The 21,860-nt window shown below is 43.9% G+C and carries 18 protein-coding genes and 1 tRNA gene; 10 read left to right on the forward strand and 9 right to left on the reverse strand.

Annotated elements, in window-relative coordinates; genetic code table 11:
* The first annotated feature begins 42 nt into the window (after positions 1 to 42).
* On the forward strand, positions 43 to 1,887 hold the full coding sequence (locus ACLI1A_RS14360; RefSeq protein WP_411409369.1) for a patatin-like phospholipase family protein: 1,845 nt from the start codon (positions 43 to 45) through the stop codon (positions 1,885 to 1,887).
* A gap of 48 nt (positions 1,888 to 1,935) precedes the next feature.
* The gene (locus ACLI1A_RS14365) at positions 1,936 to 3,552 is read left to right on the forward strand and encodes a M1 family metallopeptidase (protein WP_411409370.1); all 1,617 of its coding nucleotides are present in this window, start codon (positions 1,936 to 1,938) and stop codon (positions 3,550 to 3,552) included.
* A gap of 277 nt (positions 3,553 to 3,829) precedes the next feature.
* Here the strand turns inward: ACLI1A_RS14365 and ACLI1A_RS14370 are convergent, their stop codons facing one another.
* Positions 3,830 to 4,894 carry an AMP-binding protein gene (locus ACLI1A_RS14370; protein WP_411409371.1) on the reverse strand — a complete coding sequence of 355 codons (1,065 nt, stop codon included), beginning with the start codon at positions 4,892 to 4,894 and terminating at the stop codon, positions 3,830 to 3,832.
* 20 nt (positions 4,895 to 4,914) lie between these two features.
* Positions 4,915 to 5,823 (reverse strand): lysostaphin resistance A-like protein, encoded by a 909-nt coding sequence (locus ACLI1A_RS14375; RefSeq protein ID WP_411409372.1) that lies wholly within the window; start codon positions 5,821 to 5,823, stop codon positions 4,915 to 4,917.
* A gap of 90 nt (positions 5,824 to 5,913) precedes the next feature.
* On the opposite strand from ACLI1A_RS14375, the gene arsC reads away from it, so the two are divergent.
* Together arsC and ACLI1A_RS14385 are read left to right on the forward strand one after the other, a co-directional pair.
* Positions 5,914 to 6,255, forward strand: a complete 342-nt coding sequence (gene arsC, locus ACLI1A_RS14380) for an arsenate reductase (glutaredoxin) (protein WP_411409490.1) — start codon at positions 5,914 to 5,916, stop codon at positions 6,253 to 6,255.
* An 87-nt stretch (positions 6,256 to 6,342) separates the two neighbouring features.
* Positions 6,343 to 8,925, forward strand: a complete 2,583-nt coding sequence (locus ACLI1A_RS14385; protein ID WP_411409373.1) for a TonB-dependent receptor domain-containing protein — start codon at positions 6,343 to 6,345, stop codon at positions 8,923 to 8,925.
* 84 nt (positions 8,926 to 9,009) lie between these two features.
* On the opposite strand, the gene ACLI1A_RS14390 is transcribed toward ACLI1A_RS14385, so the two are convergent.
* Both ACLI1A_RS14390 and ACLI1A_RS14395 read right to left on the reverse strand, forming a co-directional pair.
* Positions 9,010 to 9,423, reverse strand: a complete 414-nt coding sequence (locus tag ACLI1A_RS14390; RefSeq protein WP_411409374.1) for a hypothetical protein — start codon at positions 9,421 to 9,423, stop codon at positions 9,010 to 9,012.
* A gap of 51 nt (positions 9,424 to 9,474) precedes the next feature.
* Positions 9,475 to 9,900 carry a hypothetical protein gene (locus ACLI1A_RS14395; RefSeq protein WP_411409375.1) on the reverse strand — a complete coding sequence of 142 codons (426 nt, stop codon included), beginning with the start codon at positions 9,898 to 9,900 and terminating at the stop codon, positions 9,475 to 9,477.
* A 140-nt stretch (positions 9,901 to 10,040) separates the two neighbouring features.
* Between ACLI1A_RS14395 and ACLI1A_RS14400 the strand changes: the two genes are divergently transcribed.
* A complete protein-coding gene (locus ACLI1A_RS14400) occupies positions 10,041 to 11,378 on the forward strand; it encodes a sensor histidine kinase (protein WP_411409376.1) in 1,338 nt (445 codons plus the stop codon).
* Complete coding sequence (locus ACLI1A_RS14405) at positions 11,371 to 12,072, forward strand: response regulator transcription factor (RefSeq protein WP_411409377.1); 702 nt, start codon at positions 11,371 to 11,373, stop codon at positions 12,070 to 12,072. The genes ACLI1A_RS14400 and ACLI1A_RS14405 overlap by 8 nt, the downstream gene beginning before the upstream one ends.
* Before the next feature lie 319 nt (positions 12,073 to 12,391).
* On the opposite strand, the gene ACLI1A_RS14410 is transcribed toward ACLI1A_RS14405, so the two are convergent.
* The 3 genes from ACLI1A_RS14410 to ACLI1A_RS14420 form a co-directional block, all read right to left on the reverse strand.
* The gene (locus tag ACLI1A_RS14410; protein ID WP_411409378.1) at positions 12,392 to 12,775 is read right to left on the reverse strand and encodes a hypothetical protein; all 384 of its coding nucleotides are present in this window, start codon (positions 12,773 to 12,775) and stop codon (positions 12,392 to 12,394) included.
* Positions 12,776 to 12,784: 9 nt separating this feature from the next.
* Positions 12,785 to 12,991 (reverse strand): hypothetical protein, encoded by a 207-nt coding sequence (locus ACLI1A_RS14415; RefSeq protein ID WP_411409379.1) that lies wholly within the window; start codon positions 12,989 to 12,991, stop codon positions 12,785 to 12,787.
* An 84-nt stretch (positions 12,992 to 13,075) separates the two neighbouring features.
* Entirely contained in the window at positions 13,076 to 14,347 is a 1,272-nt protein-coding gene (locus tag ACLI1A_RS14420; protein ID WP_411409380.1) for a Glu/Leu/Phe/Val family dehydrogenase, read from the reverse strand.
* 352 nt (positions 14,348 to 14,699) lie between these two features.
* Between ACLI1A_RS14420 and ACLI1A_RS14425 the strand changes: the two genes are divergently transcribed.
* The 4 genes from ACLI1A_RS14425 to ACLI1A_RS14440 all read left to right on the forward strand — a co-directional run bounded on the left by ACLI1A_RS14425 (position 14,700) and on the right by ACLI1A_RS14440 (position 18,682).
* Positions 14,700 to 16,109, forward strand: coding sequence for an MBL fold metallo-hydrolase (locus ACLI1A_RS14425; RefSeq protein ID WP_411409381.1), 1,410 nt, complete (start codon positions 14,700 to 14,702; stop codon positions 16,107 to 16,109).
* A gap of 42 nt (positions 16,110 to 16,151) precedes the next feature.
* The gene (locus ACLI1A_RS14430) at positions 16,152 to 17,324 is read left to right on the forward strand and encodes a redoxin domain-containing protein (protein WP_411409382.1); all 1,173 of its coding nucleotides are present in this window, start codon (positions 16,152 to 16,154) and stop codon (positions 17,322 to 17,324) included.
* 214 nt (positions 17,325 to 17,538) lie between these two features.
* Positions 17,539 to 17,619, forward strand: a tRNA-Tyr gene (locus ACLI1A_RS14435).
* Positions 17,620 to 17,680: 61 nt separating this feature from the next.
* Positions 17,681 to 18,682, forward strand: coding sequence for a phosphotransferase enzyme family protein (locus ACLI1A_RS14440; RefSeq protein ID WP_411409383.1), 1,002 nt, complete (start codon positions 17,681 to 17,683; stop codon positions 18,680 to 18,682).
* Positions 18,683 to 18,935: 253 nt separating this feature from the next.
* Here ACLI1A_RS14440 and ACLI1A_RS14445 read toward each other — a convergent pair whose 3' ends face one another.
* Positions 18,936 to 19,739 carry a polysaccharide deacetylase family protein gene (locus ACLI1A_RS14445; protein WP_411409384.1) on the reverse strand — a complete coding sequence of 268 codons (804 nt, stop codon included), beginning with the start codon at positions 19,737 to 19,739 and terminating at the stop codon, positions 18,936 to 18,938.
* A gap of 18 nt (positions 19,740 to 19,757) precedes the next feature.
* Positions 19,758 to 21,725: a sialate O-acetylesterase gene (locus ACLI1A_RS14450; protein WP_411409385.1), complete on the reverse strand. Its 1,968-nt coding sequence runs from the start codon at positions 21,723 to 21,725 to the stop codon at positions 19,758 to 19,760.
* Between the last annotated feature and the right edge of the window lie 135 nt (positions 21,726 to 21,860).

A 21,860-nucleotide genomic window follows, 5' to 3' on the forward strand; every position in this document is an offset into this window, starting at 1 on the left:
TTTATTATCTTTACAGAAATCAAACCTTAAAACCACAATATTATGCCAGAAAACAATACTTTTCATGCAGGTATATGCATGGCCGGGGCAGTATCTGCCGGGGCTTACACTGCCGGGGTAATGGACTATCTTATTGAAGCCCTGGAAAACTGGGAAAAAGCAAAAAAACTACAGTCAGAAGGAAAACTTAGCGGTATACCTAAACATAACTTTAAAATCGAAGTTTTAGGTGGTGCCTCGGCAGGCGGCATGACGGCTGCTATTTCGGCAAGGGGTTTACAGGAAAATTTTGAACCTATAACACAACAAAACGTAAATACTGCCGGCACCGCTAATGCTAATCCTTTTTATAATTCTTGGGTAAACCTGAAGGAAACTGCTAAAGCCGACATGATGGCGCTGATGCTTGATACATCGGATATTGACAAGGATATCAATAACAGCTTTAAAGAAGTGCGTGCAGGGCTTAATTCTTCCTTTATAAAAGACATTGCATCAGATCTTTTAGGTAAGCCTGTAACCAAGTCTTACACACGTACTTACGTAGCCGAAGACCTGGATATATTTACAACGCTTACTAATTTAAGGGGATTTCTATATGAAGTAAAATTTAAAACCGCAAGCGTCGACCGTACCCACCGTATGCGCATGCACAGGGATTATGCTTTTTTCTCTCTTGACAATAATAAAAACGGATATATCCCGCTTGATTTTAAACTAAATAATAATGCAACCGAAATACTTAAAGCCGCTGCCATGGGCACGGGTGCATTTCCTGTGGGGCTCGAAAGCCGTGAACTTAACCGTGAGGTTAGCTATATAGCAAACAACAAATACCTTAACCTAATGAAAAATAAGGGCGGGGCAAAATATGAGCTGGTGGCTGAAACCGGGAGTTTTGAATCACTGAATGTTGACGGCGGCGTTATTAACAACGAACCTTATGAAATAACTGAATCTTTACTGGAAGACCGTCAAGGTACTACTGACTTAAAACGTTCGGCAGCAACGTTTGACAGTGTGGTACTAATGATAGATCCTTTTCCGAACGATGATGAAATTTTACCTCCTTACAAAATAAAAAAAGCCTGGAAAAATGTACTGCCTTCAATACTTTCGGCTATGCGGGGGCAGCTGATGATGAAAGATGCCGAAATAGAACGGGCGTATACTGACGACGATTTTACACGTTTCATGATACTACCCGAGCGCTATAATAAAAACAATAAACGTCAAAAGTATACCATAGCCTGTGGAGCGCTGGGAGGATTTAGCGGATTTCTTAGTAAAGAGTTCCGTAAGCACGACTACTTTTTAGGACGAAGGAACTGCCAGCGTTTCCTTGAAAAATATTTTAATGCTCCCGAAAGCGCAAAAAATCCTATACTTGAATCTGGTTATGAAGAAGATACCAAATTTGGTATTACATTAACTAATGAGGGGAAAAAATTACTGGCTCTAATACCTGACATGAGGGTAGAAGGCAATGAAACTACAGGTTATAAAATAGTAGCCCCACAGGAGGAAGGTATATATCCTTATCCGAAACTAAGCCTTAAATATATTATAGGCCTCAAAGACAAAATTGAAAAAAGGCTGGAATGTATTATTAATAACGTTTTGAATGAATACAAAGAAGTGGAAACTGATGCTACCATAAAAATAGCAACCGATGCTGAAAGGCTTATAGCCAAAATGAATGAAAAAAGTTGGCTTGGAAAGAAAACCGATAAGCTAAAAAAACCATTCGTCAACTGGTACCTTAGCATAGGCAAAAGCAATGTTAAAGACCTTGTGGCCGATGCCGCGATTGAAAGTATTGTAACAGACCTTGCTACACGCGGGCTACTTAAGGATGATGTTTATGATACTCAAATTGGGCATTAAATGTAACAAATAACTACATTTAGTCACCAATAGTGTAAATACCCTTTTATGAAAAGATTTATCGTACTATCCGCTGTGTTCTTCTGTTTATCGACTTACGCCCAAAACTATACCCGCCGCGACAGCCTGCAGGGTGGCCTGCGCCCCGAGCGTACCAGCTACGATGTGCTGCGCTACGACCTTAATATTAGCGTAGACCCCGAAAAGAAGTTTATTAAGGGGTACAACGATATTACCTTTAAGGCCACCGAAGCCACCAGCCGCATACAGGTAGACCTTTTTGAAAACATGAAGATAGATGGCATAACCCTGGATAAGGTAAAACCCACTTATAAGCGCGATAACGATGCCGTGTTTATCACCTTCCCGAAACCATTAGAAAAAGACAAGGAGTACACGCTGCGTTTTTCATATTCGGGTAACCCGGTTATTGCAAAAAATGCCCCGTGGGACGGCGGTTTTGTGTTTACCCAGGACACTAACGGCAAACCATGGATAGGCGTAGCTGTACAGGGCACCGGTGCCAGCCTGTGGTACCCCGTAAAAGACCACCAAACCGATGAACCCGACCGCGGTGCAAGCATAAAAGTAGCAGTACCAAACGGCCTTATGGATGTGAGCAACGGCCGTTTTATGGGCAGTACCGACCTGAAAAACGGGTACACCCGCTGGGACTGGGAGGTAAAAAACCCTATAAACAACTACGACATTACCGTAAACATAGCCGACTACGAACACATACACGACGAGTACAACAGCCTGAGCCTGGACTACTACGTACTGCGTGGCAACGTTGACAAAGCCAAAACACAGTTTGACGAAGTAAAGCCGATGCTGCAATGCTTTGAGGAAAAATTTGGTCCCTACCCTTTTTATGAAGACGGCTATAAGCTGGTAGAAACACCGTACCTGGGCATGGAGCACCAAAGCGCCGTGGCCTACGGAAACAACTACCGCAAGGGCTATATGGGCATGGACATATCGGGTACGGGGGTAGGTATGAAATTTGACTATATAGTGGTACATGAAAGCGGCCACGAGTGGTTTGGTAACAGCATTACCAGCAAGGATATAGCCGATATGTGGATACACGAAGGGTTTACCACCTACAGCGAAACTGTGTATATAGAATGCCGCCAGGGCTATGACCAGGCCATGAAATACATTTACGGCCAGCGCCGCAGCGTAGAAAACCGCAAGCCGGCCATAGGCATCTTTGGGGTGAATAAGGAAGGCAGCGGCGATATGTACTTTAAAGGTGCCCTGATGCTAAACACCATGCGCAACATAGTTAACGATGATGCCAAATGGTGGAAACTGATATACAACTACAGCACCACCTATAAAAAGCAGGTTATAGATACCGAAACGGTAGTAAACTTTTTTAATAAAGAAACCGGCATAAACCTTACTCCTGTGTTTAACCAGTACCTGCGTTATGCAAAAATTCCTGTGCTGCAACTAAAACTGGAAGGTACTATACTGCAATACCGCTGGGTAACAGACGAACCTAACTTTGCTATGCCAATAGAAATATCTTTAGGCAGTAAAACCCTTAGGCTTGATGCCACTAACGACTGGAAAAAGGAAACAATTCAGGCTACATCATTAAGCGATGTTACTGTAGCGGATAAAAAGTTTTATGTAAAGGTTGAGAAACTGTAGTTTTTTCTCTTGCTATCCCATTTTTCACTTACTGTCAGTGCAAGAAACTAAACAATCTGAGAATTAATTCATTAATTTTAAAGATTGCCACGCTCCGTTGCACTTCGCTTACAATGACATGACGCATTCGCATGGATTAACGCGCCGTTTTTCACGTCCCGTCATTGCGAGGAACGAAGCAATCTTATAAGGTGGTTTTAGCCTGACGATGAGATTGCTTCGTCGTTCCTCCTCGCAATGACAGACGGAATTGGAGTCAGATATACATAAGTATAAACTACGCCCTTTCCTCAGTAAAAAGAATCTTTACCGTTTCGCTGCGCTGTATCTTACCGGTGCCGGTTTCTGCAAACTGTGCTACAAACAGTACCTCTTTAGGCTTTTCGTATTTATCAAGGGCTATGTAAGCATCACTGCTAATTATATAAGGCTCTCCCTCTACTACCAGCACCAGTCTTTCGCCTAAAATATCATCCTGAATGCCGTGTACAAAAAAGCGCTGCGAAATAAACGACGACAGCTTTTCCTCTATCTGTTCGGGGTACAGCTTTATGCCGCCGCTGTTTATTACATTATCTACCCTGCCCTGCCAGATGAAGTGTTCGGCATCCTGCACGGTAGCTAGGTCGTTTGTTACCACCGTGGTATCGGCTACATTTGGTGCATGTATTACCAGGCAGCCACGGGCATCGGTACTTACACTTACGCCCGGCAGTGTTGTAAACGCCACCTCTCCAATACGCTTTGCTGCAATATGGGTTACGGTTTCGGTCATGGCATAGGTTTCCCAAATTTCGGTAGACAGGGTTTGCAGTTTTGCCGCCAAAGACGGACTTACCCTGCCACCGCCCAGTATCAGTTTTTTTACCTGGCCCAGCTTTTCAAACGAATGTTCTGCCTGCAGGGGTACCATAGCAGCAAAATCGTATACCTTATCGTTCCCTTCCAGCGGATTAGACACCGGCGGAGCCATATCCAGCTTCCAGCCATTTATCATGGCACGCACCAACATCATTTTACCGGCTACATATTGGGCAGGCAGGCACAATAACGCTTTGGTATGGCTGTGCTCGTTAAAAAAATCTGCGGTAGCCATTGCCGAGTTTACCATATGCTCTTTTTTAATGCGTACAAGCTTAGGTGTACCTGTAGTACCGGAAGTACGTATGGCTACATAATCTCTGTCATCAAACCAGTCCAGCAAAAAATCGCCCACAGGTTTCTCATGGGGCTCACCCTCTTTTATAAGATCGTAAGCCAGTTTGCGAAGTTCCTCTGCCGACAGGCGAAAACCGTTCAGCCTGAAGTCGGGGTGTACAAATCCTGATTCGTGGTGGTGCATAATGTATCGATTTTAGGTTGTTAAGCCGGAACTTCCGGAAGCACTATCTTGCCTGTAAGGCGTTGTTTCCAGTTGTTCCATTTATATATTCTGGAGAAAATAAACAGCAATATAGGGTACAGTACCAGCACCGGCAAAAGCACATCTATACCTGCCGATGGTGCTGTAACGTCTTTAAACACAGACGGAGTTTGTATGGCGCTGTAATCGCTGGTAAGCAGCAGGCAGGCCACAAGGTTATTAGCCGCATGAAAACCCAATGACAGTTCCAGGCCTTCGTCCATAAGGGTTATAATCCCTAAAAAGAAACCCGTACCAATGTAATACAGCAGTACCAGCGGCCCCATGGCTGCCACCTCGGGGTTGGCTATGTGCATAAGCCCGAACATAACCGAGGTTACAATAAAAGGCACCAGCCTGCTACGGGTGGCAATGCCTATACCCTGCATAAGGTAGCCCCTGAAAAAATATTCTTCAAAGCTGGTTTGCATGGGCAGCAGCACTACAGATATGGCAGTAAGTATAAGGAACGGCTTTAAGTGAAAATTCAGCACAAAGCTTTCGGGGCTTGCATAGTACGACGCAAATATGGTAACGGCGTTAAATGTACCCCATATAAAAAATGAGGTAAAAATCCGTTTCCAGTCTACGCTGCTGCGCGATGTGGTAAGGCTGCGAACGGACTGATGATGCACCAGCATTACATACCCTAACAGCATAAGCAGGAAAATACCCATAGGCCCCACAGTTTGTACAAATACAGGCATTTCGCCAGATTGCTCTATCTCCTGTTGCATAACAGCATTCTGGTCTATGTTGTAATAAATAATCGCGGCAAGGTTAAGCAGTATTATAGAAATAAAAAATGCCGAAAATGGTATGTACCTGCTAAATTTAAAATTACTGCTGTAAGCCTGCTCTATAAACATTATTAAAGAATTGTTAGTTTTTGTATTAGTACATTAAATATACAATAATTTGTAATGATATTGGCATACCTTTGCAAAAAAGAATTAAAAGTGCTTACCATATACCATAATCCCCGTTGCGGCAAATCGAGAGAGGGACTACAACTTATTGAAAACCTAAACCTTCCGTTTACAACCATTAACTACATTAAGGAGCCGCTTACCCAAAACGAGCTTACTGCCCTTATAAAAAAACTGGGCATAGCGCCTATAGACTTAGTACGCACCAAAGAAGCCCTGTGGAAAGAACAGTACAAGGATAAAAACCTTACCGATGACGAGATACTACAGGCATTGGCACAAAACCCTGTACTTATAGAGCGCCCCATAGTAGTAAACGCCAACAAGGCTGTAATAGCCCGTCCGGCTGAGCGCATCCACGAAATTCTGTAATAGAATTTAACAAAGCTTTAAGAATTACAGATTAAACCTTTTGGTATACACAGCGTCAAATCACCTAAACTTACTATATATTATTTCATGAAAAAACATCTGTACACAACCTTTTTACTTGTGTTTATGCTTATGGCATTTACCGGTTTTGCGCAATCACCTGCCCAGCGTGGTGGTGGCGGTACCGTAAAAGTTACCGGTAAAGTAATGGAGCAGGACAGCAAGCAGCCCCTGGAATTTACAAACGTTATTATACAAACTACTGATAATGTAACCGTAGCCGGTGGCCTTACCGATGCTAACGGTCAATATAGCCTAGAGGTAAAACCGGGCACCTACAACATTAAATTCGATTTCATTTCGTTTAAGCCGCAGGTAATAAGCGGTAAACAAATAACCGGAGATACTAACCTGGGTGTAATAACCCTGGCACCCGATGCTACCGTACTTAAAGACGTGGAAATTACATCAGAACGTAGCACAGTAGAGATAAAACTGGACAAACGCGTATACAGCGTGGGCAACGACATGATGGTAAAAGGCGGTACCGTAAGCGACGTGCTGGACAACGTACCTTCGCTTTCTGTAGATGCCGAAGGTAACGTGGCACTGCGTGGTAACCAGAGTGTAACCATACTTATAGACGGCCGCCCCAGCAACCTTGCAGGCAGTAACGTAACCGAAGTGCTGCGCCTGCTTCCGGCAGACTCTGTGGATAAGGTGGAAGTAATAACAAACCCATCGGCGCGCTATGATGCCGAAGGCGGGGGCGGTATTGTAAACATTATCCTTAAAAAGGGTAAGGCAAATGGCTTTAACGGATCTGTTATAGCCAATACCGGCGACCCGGCTAACCACGGTATAAGCACTAACCTTAACTTTAGGGGCGACAACTTTAACCTGTTTAGCAACCTTGGGTACAACTATCGTAACAACCCGGGCAACTCGTTTACAAACAGCCGTTACCTTGATGAAGATAACAACACTACAAGCTATACAAACGAGCGCCGTACTAACGAACGCCTTCGCAAAGGCTATAACGCCAGCCTGGGCCTGGAGTGGTTTATAGACAGTACCTTTACCTGGACAAATACGGTTAGTTTACGCCGAAATGTGGGTGGAAACCCGGCAAAAACCTACTACGACAACTATTTTGCCGATGGCAGTTTTAACAACACCCGCTACCGCTACAACGACGAAGACGATAAGGAAAGTAACGTAAACTACGCTACAAGCTTCCTGAAGAAATTCAACAAAAAAGGACACGAACTTAAGGTAGATGCTTCAATTTCCAAGAATATGGATGATGAGGATGCCAATATTTCGGACATGATACTGAATGCTGCAGATACATCAGACGACACATACCAGCGCACCCGTAACGACCAGGACGAAACCCGCGGACTGGTTCAGGCCGACTATGTATTGCCTGTAGGTGAAAACGGAAAATTTGAAGCAGGGTACCGCGGCAGTTTTGCAACCATAACTACCGATGCCGTAGCCGAAAACCTGGAAAGCGGTGAATGGGTAAACAACGCAAACTACAGCAACCTGCTGGAGTACAAAGAGAAAGTAAATGCCCTATACACCCAGTACGGAAACAAAATAGGTAAATTCTCTTATATGGCAGGGTTGCGCTGGGAAGACTCTAACATAGATGTAAACCAGCTAAACCTGGACGACTACCACAACAAGCATTATAACAACTTTTTCCCAAGTGCATTCTTAGGGTACGAGTTTTCTAACGGTAGTAACCTTACACTAAGCTACAGCCGTCGTATAAACCGTCCGCGCGGCAGGTTCCTTAACCCGTTCTCGGGCCTTCAAAGTAACATTAACATCTTTAGGGGTAACCCGGAGCTAAACCCGAGTAAAACACACGCTATAGACCTTGCTTACCTTAAAAAGTGGGATAAGGTAACACTAAGCACATCTGCCTACCTGAACGTAACTGACGACAGTTTCCAGTTTGTAAGGCAGCTATCGGGCGATTATGTAACACAGGCCGTAGGCGGCGAAGATATTGTAAACCCTGACGGTTCTGTTACCGTAGTAGACGGACAGGATGTAAGGACACCGGTAATACTTACCACCCCTATTAACCTTGCCAGCGAATACCGTTTCGGTTTTGAGTTTAACATAAACTACAATCCGTTTAAATGGTGGAGAATAAACAGTAACTTCAACTTTTTCCGTAACCAAACCAAAGGTGACTACACCTTTAGCTACCAGGACAGCGATACCGGAGAAACCATTACCGACTACCAGGACTTTAACTTTACAGCCTATACCTGGACAAGCCGTATCAACTCTAAAATCACGCTGCCATACAAAATAGACTGGCAGCTGAACGGCCAGTATGAGGCGCCACAAAAAAGTGCACAGGGCAAACGCCGCGCGCAGGCAGGCCTTAACACAGCACTTAGCAAGGATATACTAAAAGACAAAGCTACCATAGCCCTGAATGTACAGGATATTTTCAACTCGCGTAAGATGAAGAATGAAACGTATATAGCAGGCCAGGTACAATCATACAGCGAAATGCAATGGCGTGTAAGGCAGGTAACACTATCGTTTACCTACCGTTTTAACATGAACAAAAACGACAGGCAGAAAGAACAACAACGCCAACGCCAGGACGACGGCGGCGGCGACTATATGGGAGGTTAATTATAACGAAAAGGAGGCTTTAAGGCCTCCTTTTTTTTGCAGCACGGGGGCTAAAGCCCATGCCGCTGTCAATCACAAAAACAATTAGTTTCCTTCCTCAACGCTTACTTGCGCCTGTTCCAGGATATTTAGTTCTTGTATCTTATTGCTTTTGGCAGCAATAAGCAAATTAGCCGGATACCTGAAATTGGCACCTTTTATAATAAAGTCTACCTTAATACGGATATTGCCATTCTCCTTCGTTTCACTTTTTATCTCGTAACTGTCAAATTTTGGCAACTGTTGCAGTATCTGAGGCAACAGTAAATCTTCAGTACCCGGTTCTAACTGGCCTACGGTGTAGCCTTCAGCCAAATAGCCTTTTAGAGCATCGGCATTTTGCGTATTCAGTGTAGTCAGCACGGCATCAACCTGGGCTTTGTACTCACTTTTTTTCTGAGCCGACACTGTTAATGATGCAAACAGTAGTATTAGCGGCAATATCAATTTTGTTTTCATGACTAATTTTGTTTAAAATATTTATGTGTAGTTAAAAATGTTGTTTAAGGATTAATTCTGCGCTGTAGGCAGTTTGGTGTCTACTTGTGCACCTTCAAGTACGTTAAGCTCCGCTATCTTTTTATTGCTGTCCAGTATAAGGAAGTTGGTAGCGTAAGCAAACATGCCGTAGTCTTTTATAAAGAAATCTACTTTAAGCCTTACACCGTCTTTCTCTTTGGTTTCAGAAATTATCTGGTAACTGTCAAAATCAGGTAATTGCTGCAATATCTGCGGAAGTGCTTTTACTTCAGTACCGGGAAATACTTTATTAATGGTATACGGATCGTTTATTACGCCGGCAATAGCCGATACATCTTTTGTAGCAAACATCTTTTCCACAGCGTCTATCTGCGGTTTATATTCGCTTATTTTTTGTGCCGAAGCTGTTAATGAAACTAACAGTAACACTAACGGTAATATCAATTTTGTTTTCATGACTAAATATTGTTTTAAGATTACAGTACAAATGTAAACCGCTAAAAAGCAAAGGATTGTTATGTAGTATTATCTAGTGTTATTTAGTGTTAAGCGGCAAAAACGCTTTGGTAAAATAATTACATTTGGGCATGAATAATATGAAACAAACAAAAACGGGGATGTTTTGGGTATGGCTCTACGCAGGGCTAATCATACTGTTTTTTACTGCATTTCAGGGCTATTGGCTTTTCGATGTATATAATAGCAGACATGATGTAACCGTGCAGGAAACCGAAAACATTATGAAAGAGTACGTACTGGGGCGTGATGCACTAATACTTACTAACAGTATTTCTAAAGACGTTAAGGTAGCACCCCAAAACCTGGGTGAAATGATGGCACTGAAACCAAAGTCGGCGGTACATGTAGAGGTAGTAAGCGGCGGCGACCTGGACGAAAAAAAACTGACACAGGCACTGGACAGCCTTATGAAAAAGGACAAGCTGGTTAACCTTGTAAACGAAATGCTGGAGCCGGTTATGAAAGCAGAAATCAATAAAAAATTTCCGGGGTTGGAATTCAGCCTGAAAAAAAATGCCCCGGCCACAAATAATATAGACGACATTAAGGTTGGGTCTAAAACAAACCCAAAAGACAACTACACCTTATCTTTTACAAACCTTCGTAATTTCCTTATATGGAATATGCGCGGCATTATACTATTGTCATTGCTTTGCCTTGCAGTTTGTGTTACATCGGTACTGCTTTTGGTAAAAAACATAAGCAAAAGCCGCAGGCTCATGGAAATGAAGGACAACTTTACCCACAACATTACCCATGAGATAAAAACCCCCATAGCCACGCTGTTTGCTGCCACTGAGGCACTGGACAAATACAATATGATACAGGATGAAAATATGTCGCGCGAGTACATAGGTATTATCCAGTCCGGACTGAAACGCCTGCAGTTTATGACCGAAACCATGCTGAACAGCGCCAGCCTTGCCGAAGGTAAACTACAACTGCAAAAAGAGGAAGTAAGTGTAAACAGCCTGCTGCAGGAAGCGGAAAAAACGGTTACCCCCCTGGCAGACAAGAAAGAAGCTACCATAACTTTTACCGGATTACACGAAGATATTAGTATATTAGCAGATAAAGAACACTTAACCAATGTGTTGTGTAATCTTATAGACAATGCCTTTAAGTACAGTAAAAAAGATATCCGCATAGCCATTAGCGCTACAGATAACAATAATAATGTAAGCATTAAGGTAGCAGATAACGGCATAGGCATACCCCAGGAATACCAAAAGGAAATTTTTAAACCTTACTTCCGGGTACCCGAAGGCGACAGGCATACCGTAAAAGGCTACGGGCTGGGCCTAAGCTATGTAAAGGATATTATGGAGCTGCATGGCGGAGGCATAAAACTGGCAGAAAGCAAATTAGGCGAAGGTACGGTTTTTGAAATAACAATTCCCAAAACAAATGGATGATATTAAGGTACTGTACGTAGAAGACGAGCTGATGCTGGGCAAGGTAACTACTGATGTGCTTACCCGAAACGGTTTTTCGGTACGGTGGTTTCATGACGGAGCCAAGGCACTGGAGGGTTTTGTACCCCATCAGTTTGATATTTGTGTGGTAGACATTATGCTGCCCGGCATAGACGGCTATTCTCTGGTAAAAGAGTTCAGGAAAACCGACCCCGATGTGCCTGTTATCTTTCTTACGGCGCGTTCGCTAACCGAAGATGTGCTTAAGGGATACGATTCCGGTGGCAACGACTACCTAAAAAAGCCCTTTAGCATAGAAGAGCTTATGATACGCATGAAGGAACTACTGAAACGCCATAACAAAACGGCTGTTAATACAGAAGAACCTGCGAGCCCTGGTGCAGTAGAAATTGCAGGCCTGCACTACAATTACGAAACCATGGAACTGGAACGCGACGGTAAAAAAATTCTGCTCACCCACCTGGAAAATGAATTGCTGCACCGCCTTATAACCCACAAAAACAAGATACTGGAACGCCACCAGGTACTTATGGAACTGTGGGGCGACGATACTTTTTTTAATGCCCGCAGCATGGATGTGTTTATTACCCGCATACGCAAGCACTTTGCAGGTATAGAAAGCGTATCACTGGTAAATATTCGTGGTATAGGCTATAAGTTTATAGTTAAGTAAGGAGCCCCCCTTCTCCGACAGCTATCGTGTGGATACATGTCGCTTTGTGGGCTTCTTTGGCTTTCCAAAGGAAAGCCTTTGTGCCCATATTGAGTATAATTACATGTTTTGTGTACCTTGTGAAAGTCTTGGTGAACCTTGTGGTGAAAAATTTCTCGCAAAGACGCTAAGCCGCCAAGATTTGTCCACAATATAGTCACCAGCAGAAAGAAAGCAACTTCACTCAAACATCAAAATCTGTGTGAATTCGTCCAATACGCGTCATCAGTGTTCAAAAAAAATCAGTCCCGATAGCTATCGGAATCAGTGTTCCCAAAAACTACTTGTTACTTTTAAAAATATAGATTTCGGTGTTGGTACCCGTAATCGCATTAATAATCCCCGATACTATATCGCCACCCTGGTAGTTATAAAACAACGGCGAGTTACCGGCTATGGGCATGGTAGGCACATAACGGCCATCGCCCAATGAGTAATAATTGCCATCGGGTGCGGCATAAATGCTGCGGTTGTTTATTGCACCCCTGTCAAAGGTGTACTGGAAGCGCCCAAAAACACTTTCGTAGTTTTTACTGAAATAACTAAAATCGGGCAACTTAAGTTTCAGGCTATCCTGTGGTATGGCAGTAAATGATAGCTTTTTCTGCTGCGCAAAGCCCGCCGTGGCAGTAATTAAAACAGCTATGATGAATATCTTTTTCATATACTTCGATTATTTAAACATATCCCTGTTTTTCAGAAAATAAAGTAATGTAGCAGTAAAGCAAAGAAGATGACCGGTAGCCATAACAGCTTTTCCAAGAGGATCATTTAAATCTCCTATCTGAACACCATAACTAATATACGCAATGATATTAAATATCAAAAAGCTAACGATAATATTCGTGCCAGTCAGCAGCTTACGCAATTTATCTTTCATAAATAATGATTGGTAATCAAATATATAAAAAAAGCACCTTAAATAAGGTGCTTTTGCTGTAGAATATATAATAAGAAGTTGTTTTTATGGGAAAATACCCCTCTGCTTGTACGCCATTTCTATCCTGGTAATCGCTACTATATAAGCAGCAGTCCTCCAGTCGGTTTTGTACTTGTCAGCGGTTTCGGCTACTTTACCAAAAGCGTCTTCCAGTTTCTTACGCAGTTTGGTAATCACGTCATCCATAGTCCATATCTCACCGTTACGGTTTTGCAGCCACTCATAGTAGCTACCTATAACACCGCCCGAGTTACACAGGATGTCCGGAATAATCTCTACGCCGTTAGCCAGTAGTATAGCCTCACCTTCAGTGTCTGTAGGGCCGTTAGCACCTTCAGCAATTACGCGGGCTTTAATAGTAGCGGCATTTTCTTCGGTAATCTGGTTGCCCAGGGCAGCCGGGATAACAATATCACAATCGATACCAAAGAAAGAAGCACTATCATAATCGGCAGTAAAGCCTTTAATTGTAGCATTTTTGCTTTGGTAGTCAAGCAGTGCTTCAGGGTCTATACCATCGGCATTGTATATGGTACCGGTGGCATCCTGTACACCTACAAGTATAGCACCGTTTTTGTTCATAAAGTGTGCGCTCCAGTACCCTACATTACCAAATCCCTGAATGATATACTTTTTACCTTCAAGCGAAGTATTGCGCAGCTTAGCCCAAGATTCAAGGGTTACCACCACACCAAAACCGGTAGCACGGTCGCGGCCTTCAAGACCACCCGAACCTACAGGTTTTCCTGTAACTACGTGTTGGTTTTTACTACGCTCCGCCGGACTCTTGGTACTCATATAAGTATCTGCTATCCACGCCATCATTTGGGCATTGGTATTTACATCCGGTGCCGGTATGTCATGCTCCGGGCCTATGTTATCACCCAGTGCAAAGGTAAACCTGCGGGTAATACGCTCCAGTTCGGCCTGGCTGTACTTTTTAGGATCAAGCTGAATACCACCTTTACCACCACCATAAGGCAGTCCGGCAAGCGATGTTTTCCAGGTCATCCATGTAGCCAATGCACGTGCTGCATCAAGGTCTACCGTTTCGTGGTAGCGAAGGCCACCTTTGTAAGGCCCCAGTGCATTGTTGTGCTGCACGCGGTAACCGGTAAATACCTGTACCTCCCCGTTGTCCATTTTTACCGGGAAGTGAACTACTATTTCATTATTAGTAAGAGACAGGATTTTCTTTAAACTGTCATCAAGGCCCATTACACCTGCAGCCTTTTCAAACTGGTTTTTTACGTTTTCATACATGCCCGTTCTTTTGGGCGTTGTGGTTGTTGCCATACCTATAGTTGTAGCTTAATAAGACAAATTTTATGTAAGTCAGTCTGTATCGTAAATACTCTAACAAAGTTACTTATAATTATTATATATGCAAATTTTATTCTATAATATTATGACATTTTTAATTGTAAAGTTATTTAACACCTATTTAATATAAAAATGATAATTTTATATTTTCATTAACACGCCTTTTCTTTCGGCAGGTATAACATTTAAGGGCAGAAATGTTACGGCGTACCTCCCCATAATTTTAGGGTTGCATAAGCTATAAATTGATATATTTGCATCAATACCCCAATGTTGTATTTGTAAATTACGAATATCGCTGCGGGGCATCACAAATCACTACAAAATGAAAATAGAACAAATATATACCGGATGTATTGCACAGGCAGCTTATTACCTGGTTAGCGATGGCGAGGCTGCCATTTTCGACCCGCTGCGCGAAGTACAACCCTACATAGACCGTGCCACTAAAGACGGTGCACAGATAAAATACATCTTTGAAACCCATTTCCATGCCGATTTTGTATCGGGACACCTGGATTTGGCTAATAAGACCGGAGCACAAATAGTATACGGCCCTACTGCCCAGCCCGAGTTTGATGCGCTTATAGCCACAGACGGGCAGGAATTTACCGTAGGCAAGTACACTATACGCGCCATACATACCCCTGGGCACACGCTGGAAAGCACCTGCTACCTGCTGCTGGATGAAGACAAAAACATTCACGGTATTATTACCGGCGATACCCTGTTTATAGGCGATGTGGGCAGGCCCGACCTGGCACAGGCACTTACAAGTGAGCTTACGCAGGAGGTACTGGCATCGCACCTGTACGACTCACTGCGCAACAAGGTAATGGTACTACCCGATGAAACCATAGTATACCCAAGCCACGGTGCAGGCAGCGCATGCGGAAAAAACATGAGCAAGGAAACCACCGATACACTGGGTAACCAAAAGAAAACAAACTATGCCCTTCGGGCAGACATGACCCGCGAGGAGTTTATTGCTGAACTGCTGGACGGACTGGGAAGGCCACCGGCATACTTTCCACAAAATGTACTGATGAACATTAAGGGCTACGACAGCCTGGACAACATTATACAAAAAGGTGCCAAAGCCCTTACCCCTGCCCAGTTTGAGGCTATAGCTACCGAAACCGGCGCCATAGTACTGGATGTAAGAACAGAGGATGAGTACATTAAAGAGCATATTCCGGGTTCTATATTTATAGGGCTGCACGGCGGTTTCGCACCGTGGGTAGGCGCACTTATTATGGATGTAAACCAGCCGTTAGTGCTTGTTACCCCCGAGGGTAAGGAAGAAGAAGCCGTAACCCGCCTGGCTCGTGTAGGGTTCGATAATTCACTGGGGTATCTTGAAGGAGGCATAGCAGCATGGAAAGCAGCCGGCTTTGAAACCGATAGCGTACGCTCTGTAAGCCCTGAAACCTTTGCCGCAGCGCTACAAGCTGAAGCCTGTACGGTGGTAGATTCGCGCAGGCCGGGCGAATATGAGGCAGGCCACGTGATTAATGCGCTAAACATACCTTTGGATTTTGTAAACGAACAACTTGCCGAAGTGCCTAAAGACAACAATTTTTACCTGCACTGCGCCGGTGGATACCGTTCTATAATCATGGCCAGCATCCTTAAGGCGCGCGGCTACCACAACATGATAAACGTAGAAAAAGGTTTTGGCGGTATTAAAAACACTACGGTAAAGACCACGCTAAACCAGGAAGCATCTTTATAAAATAAAACAAACAATCTCTTAATACAGAAGAATTAACAACAGATGAAAAAAATAGCTTTGCTACTGTCTCTTTCCCTGCTGGCCATATCGTGCAAGCAGCTTGGCGAAAAAGAATACGAAATTACCGGCACTGTAGATCCTTCATGGGAAGGCAAAATGGTAATCCTGGAAAGGCCGCTGCCAAACGGAACCACCCCAATAGATACGGTAATGATACACAATGCCGAATTTAAGTTTAAAGACACCATATCTGCCCCGGATGTATACTACCTGCGCTTTCAGCCAAAATCGGCAGAAACACTTGATTTTGTATTAGAGCCGGGCAGTATAGACATAGAAGTGGACAAAGACACCATTATAAAATCTAAACTATCGGGCACATACAACAACGAGAAGTTTGAAGACCTGAAAAGGACCTTTAAAACCCACCGTATGAAGCTGCAAAGCTTTGAAAAAAACAACCTGAGGCAGTACAAGATAGCCGAAGAGAAAAAAGATACAGTAACCACTAACAAGCTGATGAAGCAACGCAAGGAGCTTCTTGAAAAGCTGGAAACAGATATTACAAAATTTGTAACCGACAACCCTAAAGCGTTGGCCAGCCTTAATGGTGTTACTATAGTACACCGTTTTCACTTTAAAGACGACAAAGAGGTTAAAGCCATGTTTGATAAACTGGATGCTGCCGTAAAAAACACAGTGCAAGGCAAGCAGATAGCCGATTACTTTAAAAGAATGGAAGAAGTACAGGCTGCTGTACCTCAGCCCGCAGCCGCACCTGCTAAAACTACTGTAAAAGTAGGCGACACAGCACCTCAGTTCTCAGGTAAAACACCCGAAGGAGGCCAGTTAGCCCTTGGGCAGGTAATGGGTAAAAAAGCCACAATAATCGACTTTTGGGCATCTTGGTGCGGCCCTTGCCGTAAGGAAAGCCCGGCTCTGGTAGCGCTTTACAAAAAATACCACGACAAAGGCCTTAACATTATAAGTGTATCACTTGATGACAATGAGCAAGCCTGGAAAGACGCCATTAAAAAAGATGGCCTTACTTGGTCTCATGTATCAAACCTTAAGCGCTGGGAAGACCCTATTGCCTTAATGTATGGCGTAGAGCAAATACCGGCTCCGTTCCTTCTGGATGCAAACGGAAAAGTAATAGTACGCGATGTTGTAGGCGAAAACCTGGCTGCAGAAGTAGCAAAGCTGATTAAATAAGCATACCGCAAACACAATAAAGCAGCCCCATTTTGGGGCTGTTTTCTTTTAAGCACGGGTTATCTAAAAAAAGTTTCAGCCATTACACACTATACATCAGCACATTAAAAAATAGTTTAGTTTTTAGCGTATTTTTTGTTTGGTTACTAAAAAAACAACACTATATTTGCAACCGCAATGGCAAAAAAACGAAACTGTTTCAGTTGAGTTTTATGGGGAGATACTCAAGCGGCCAACGAGGACGGACTGTAAATCCGTTGGGAAACCTTCGCAGGTTCGAATCCTGCTCTCCCCACAAACCGGAAGTTTTAAAACTTCCGGTTTTTTGTTTTTAGTATATCCCAGACCTAATAATAATGAACCTTTTCCCTACCCAGTATTCCGTACTTAAAGCCGATGCTGTGGGCAGTTATATAGCCCATATGTATGGTTTTACAGTAACCGAATGTAAATTGCTTATACATAACGTAAGCGACACCTACATTGTAGAAACACCCGAAACCAAATACATCTTTAAAATATACCGCGACAGCCATCGCCCAGAAGCCGAAATACGCAGCGAGGCCGAATTACTTACCGCTTTTAAAGATAACGGAGCCAGCGTAGTCTATACGCTTCCTAACATATACGGAGACATGCTTACCGCCTTTAAGGCCGCCGAAGGGCAGCGTTTTGGAATGCTGTTTACTTTTGCCCAGGGAGCACCCGTGTACGACCTGTGCGATACCCAGCTAAAGCTATTGGGCACAGAGATGGCAAAACTCCACATCATTTCATCTAAAGCAAAGCTAAAGCACGCGCGCAGGGAGTACAACATAGACACCATGCTGCGCATACCTTTACAGGTTATAGCCCCGGATTTTGAACAGCTACCCGAAGAATATGCCTACCTTAAAGAAACAACGGCTTATGTAATTACCGAGCTGGAGAAACTCCCGCTACAGGACTTTCCTACCGGTTACTGCCAGTACGATTTCCTGCCGAAGAATTTCCATTTTTCGGGAGAGGATAAAATAACCTTCTTCGATTTTGATTTTGCGGGAAAAGGGCATCTTATAAACGACATTACCACTTTTTACATCCACTACTTTTTTGATGTAATGACCGGAAAACGAACCCGCGAAGAAGCCGACCGCTGTTTTAAAGTATTCCTGGAGGCTTACCGTAGCGTACGCCCGGTAAGCGATACTGAAATAAGTAGTATGAAACTGTTCGGGCTTGGATTTTTTATGTTCTATTTTGGGTTCCATCATGAAAATTTTGATGACTGGTCGAACTTCTTTTACACCGAACGCTTTATAAAGGAACGTGTTTCCGTCATAAAAAAATGGATGGCCTATGCACCACTGCCTTTGTAAGAAAAAAAACGCTACTGATTACAATAACCTGCTATTTAACAGCGTTATAACACTATCACCACTACTACAAACTTTTTAACAGCCTTTGCTAAAGCAGCATAAAGGCATTATACCTCATTTTACTATACCCTAAAGGCAACCCCTAAACCAATGGCAACTACCATTTGTGTTTTTTGCCCTTACTTCTACCCCTAAAGAAAAATCCCTCTGTACTAAGTACAGAGGGATTTTCGTTTTCTATACATCATGCCCATCAGCGCTTTGTAACCTGCATTTTTTGTATGTATACTGCCAGGTCTACCATGGTGGTAACCCATATATCCTTTTCTTTCTTTTTAAGGTATTCCAACAGCTTACGGTGCTCTTCAAGGTCTACGTTAAGCGGATGCTCGCCACCCACCCCATGAAAGATGAATACGATAAAAGAACCTGCTTTCTCTGCTTTTTCCACCTCAGCTATCATTTGCTCTGCGGTAGCGTTTATTTCGGCAAAGGCATTCACATCACTCAGGTTTACTTCCTTTGCCTGAAGGTAGCCCTGCGCCACACCACGCCCACAGGCAAATTCGGCCTTCACCCTATCATAAAACAGTGTATCGTTTATGGTAAGGTCGCCACACGGGTAGGCAAACGTACGCAGGCTTTTTCCGTCTATGGCTTTAAGAATGGTATTGGTAGCACGTATCTCGCTAACCGCACGCGCCACGGTATAACGCGCCAGGTCGGTTTCGGGGGTTATAAACCCACGCCCGGGCAGGCTGCCTATACACGGATGATTAAGGGTGTGGTTACCCAGCTCATGCCCCTGCTGTGCAGCCTTCCGCCAATCGTCAATGCGGTTGCTTACCACGGGCGCATTACCTATCAGGTAAAACGTACCTTTAAACCCAAAACTGTTCAGCTGCGGGATAACCTTATCAAGGTGCACATTAAGCGCATCATCATATGTAAGCACCACGGCGCATCTTTTACCGTTCCAGTTACGGGCAGCGGTTTGCCCCTCACAAACACCAGCAACCATAAGTGCGTACAGGCACAGTATCTTTACTAATTTCATATCGTAATGATTTTAGGGTTATTTCCTGCCGTCGGTTATGCCCGGCCAGTTGTCAGTACGGAATGATGTAGCCGGTAATCCCGAATCATTAGTAAGGTTACCCTGCGGGTTATCAGCCCAGTTGTAACGCACGGCCTCAGGATTCTTCACCTCAGGTGATGAAACCACTACCCTGCCGTCTACCACTTTGGCATCAGCCCAGTAGAACTTTTTATCGGCTCCGGCTATCGCAAAGCCTTTCAGTTCACCATCTTTAGCCTTAATACCCTCCCTGTGAACGAAATCAATCACTATGGTATTGCCTTTCTTGATGAATGACTTGTATATAGGCCCTGTAAACGCAACATTAACGCCGTACATTTTAGCCAGTGCTATTAATGCCAAACGACCACCCACATCCTGTTTGTTCGTTGGGTGAATGTTATCGGCAGCACCAATGTCGGTAATTACAGCCATACCGGTATACGGTAGTGCCAGTGTTTTAAACTGTGCCTCACGCAGCTCAGCCCATTCGGCATCGGCAGGCTGGTCTTTTATTTGTTTGTAGTTGGCCAACTGCACAAAGTAAAACGGTAGCGCAGGGTTGTTAAACTGCTTGCGCCAATCCTTAATCAGTGTAGGAAACACCTTTTGGTACTGCTGCGCACGGCTGGCATTGGCCTCGCCTTGGTACCAGATAACGCCCGCTATTTTATATTTCTGTATCGGGTGAATCATGGCATTGTACAGTACTGCAGGCCTGTTTTGGTTCTCCGGCATAGAAGGCTGCGGAGGTAGGTCGGCGCTGTTTACGCCTACTTTATATTTCCACTGGCCCGATAAGGGTACCGAAAGATTGCTGAATTTTATAGCAATGTTTTCTGGTGCGTAGATACCACCGCCACCGGCACCGTCAAAACTGCGGATGGCAATTACGTTTTCCCCTTTACGGAATACCGAAGCAGGTATGGTGTATTTCCTTTGGGTGTTGTAGCCACGCGTAGCGCCTACCTGTACACCGTTTATCCAGGTAATTTCATCGTCGTCTACGTACAGTTCCAAAACTCCGTCGCCGGGTGCGCCATTTGGCAGGTTAAAGGTTTTGCGGTACCATACTATACCGTCAAAATCTGGCAATACGGTATTTTCATAATACGCAGGCACCGGCATAGTAGGCCAAGCAGCATCATTAAAAGCCGCTTCTGCCCAAATCATTTTACCGTCTTTCATGCTGCCTTCCTTAGCAGTAAGCTGGGCATTCCAGTCGGCCATATCCTTGTCGTATTTTCGCTGAAGCGCATTCTTCACCTCAGGATCTTCCATGGCTTCTATAGCCTGGTCAAAATCGTGTATTTCCTTAAGCGCACCGGCACTGGTCCAGGCCTCGGCTACGGTACCGCCCCAGCTGCTGTGGATAAGCCCTATAGGAATATGTTTTTCCTGGTACACCTTACGTGCAAAAAAGTAAGCCGTACTGCTAAATTCGCCTATGGTAGACGGGCTGCACACCTGCCATCCGTCAAATTGCAGCTTAAGGTCATCCAGCGGTTTTTCGCTAAAAACATGCTCTGCCTGCAACAGGCGTATATCAGGGTATTTGGCATTGGCTATTTCTTCTTTGTAGTTGGCCACCTTGCCCCAGCCTTCTACCGGCATTTCCATATTACTCTGCCCTGAGCACAGCCATACTTCGCCAATAAGGATGTTTTTCAGTTCAATTTTATCCTTGCCGTCTTTAATCAGTATGGTATATGGCCCGCCGTAAACAGGCGTGGTAAGCTGTACTTCCCACTTACCATTGGCAGTAGTGGCGGTGTAGGTTTTCTTGTCCCAAGAGCTGGTAATGATAACTTCTTTGGCAGTACTGGTTCCGAAAAAAGGTACTACCGACTTTTGTTGCAGCACCATGTTACTGGTAAAAAAGCTTGGCAGGGTTACTTTGGCGTAGCTGGCAGGCAGGCCAAAAAGCAGGCATAATGCCAGCATAACAGTTTGTAAGGTTTTCATGTAATGAGTTTTGGTTATTTGCTATTGTGTGCGGTACTAATGTATGAACTAAATACGGTGCTGGCAAAAAAAACGGGTATTGTTCACAAAACCGTAAAAAACTGTAATTATACAGGCTCAATTTTAACCAAATCC

It is taken from the genome of Flavobacterium sp. RHBU_3 (assembly GCF_046613565.1).
Lineage (GTDB): Bacteria > Bacteroidota > Bacteroidia > Flavobacteriales > Flavobacteriaceae > Flavobacterium.

Bases quoted from the DNA above. Each gene is read 5' to 3' on its own strand.
- ACLI1A_RS14360 (WP_411409369.1), top strand. From the start codon at position 43: ATGCCAGAAAACAATACTTTTCATGCAGGTATATGCATGGCCGGGGCA.
- ACLI1A_RS14365 (WP_411409370.1), top strand. From the start codon at position 1,936: ATGAAAAGATTTATCGTACTATCCGCTGTGTTCTTCTGTTTATCGACT.
- ACLI1A_RS14370 (WP_411409371.1), bottom strand. From the start codon at position 4,894: ATGCACCACCACGAATCAGGATTTGTACACCCCGACTTCAGGCTGAAC.
- ACLI1A_RS14375 (WP_411409372.1), bottom strand. From the start codon at position 5,823: ATGTTTATAGAGCAGGCTTACAGCAGTAATTTTAAATTTAGCAGGTAC.
- ACLI1A_RS14385 (WP_411409373.1), top strand. From the start codon at position 6,343: ATGAAAAAACATCTGTACACAACCTTTTTACTTGTGTTTATGCTTATG.
- ACLI1A_RS14390 (WP_411409374.1), bottom strand. From the start codon at position 9,423: ATGAAAACAAAATTGATATTGCCGCTAATACTACTGTTTGCATCATTA.
- ACLI1A_RS14395 (WP_411409375.1), bottom strand. From the start codon at position 9,900: ATGAAAACAAAATTGATATTACCGTTAGTGTTACTGTTAGTTTCATTA.
- ACLI1A_RS14400 (WP_411409376.1), top strand. From the start codon at position 10,041: ATGAAACAAACAAAAACGGGGATGTTTTGGGTATGGCTCTACGCAGGG.
- ACLI1A_RS14405 (WP_411409377.1), top strand. From the start codon at position 11,371: ATGGATGATATTAAGGTACTGTACGTAGAAGACGAGCTGATGCTGGGC.
- ACLI1A_RS14410 (WP_411409378.1), bottom strand. From the start codon at position 12,775: ATGAAAAAGATATTCATCATAGCTGTTTTAATTACTGCCACGGCGGGC.
- ACLI1A_RS14415 (WP_411409379.1), bottom strand. From the start codon at position 12,991: ATGAAAGATAAATTGCGTAAGCTGCTGACTGGCACGAATATTATCGTT.
- ACLI1A_RS14420 (WP_411409380.1), bottom strand. From the start codon at position 14,347: ATGGCAACAACCACAACGCCCAAAAGAACGGGCATGTATGAAAACGTA.
- ACLI1A_RS14425 (WP_411409381.1), top strand. From the start codon at position 14,700: ATGAAAATAGAACAAATATATACCGGATGTATTGCACAGGCAGCTTAT.
- ACLI1A_RS14430 (WP_411409382.1), top strand. From the start codon at position 16,152: ATGAAAAAAATAGCTTTGCTACTGTCTCTTTCCCTGCTGGCCATATCG.
- ACLI1A_RS14440 (WP_411409383.1), top strand. From the start codon at position 17,681: ATGAACCTTTTCCCTACCCAGTATTCCGTACTTAAAGCCGATGCTGTG.
- ACLI1A_RS14445 (WP_411409384.1), bottom strand. From the start codon at position 19,739: ATGAAATTAGTAAAGATACTGTGCCTGTACGCACTTATGGTTGCTGGT.
- ACLI1A_RS14450 (WP_411409385.1), bottom strand. From the start codon at position 21,725: ATGAAAACCTTACAAACTGTTATGCTGGCATTATGCCTGCTTTTTGGC.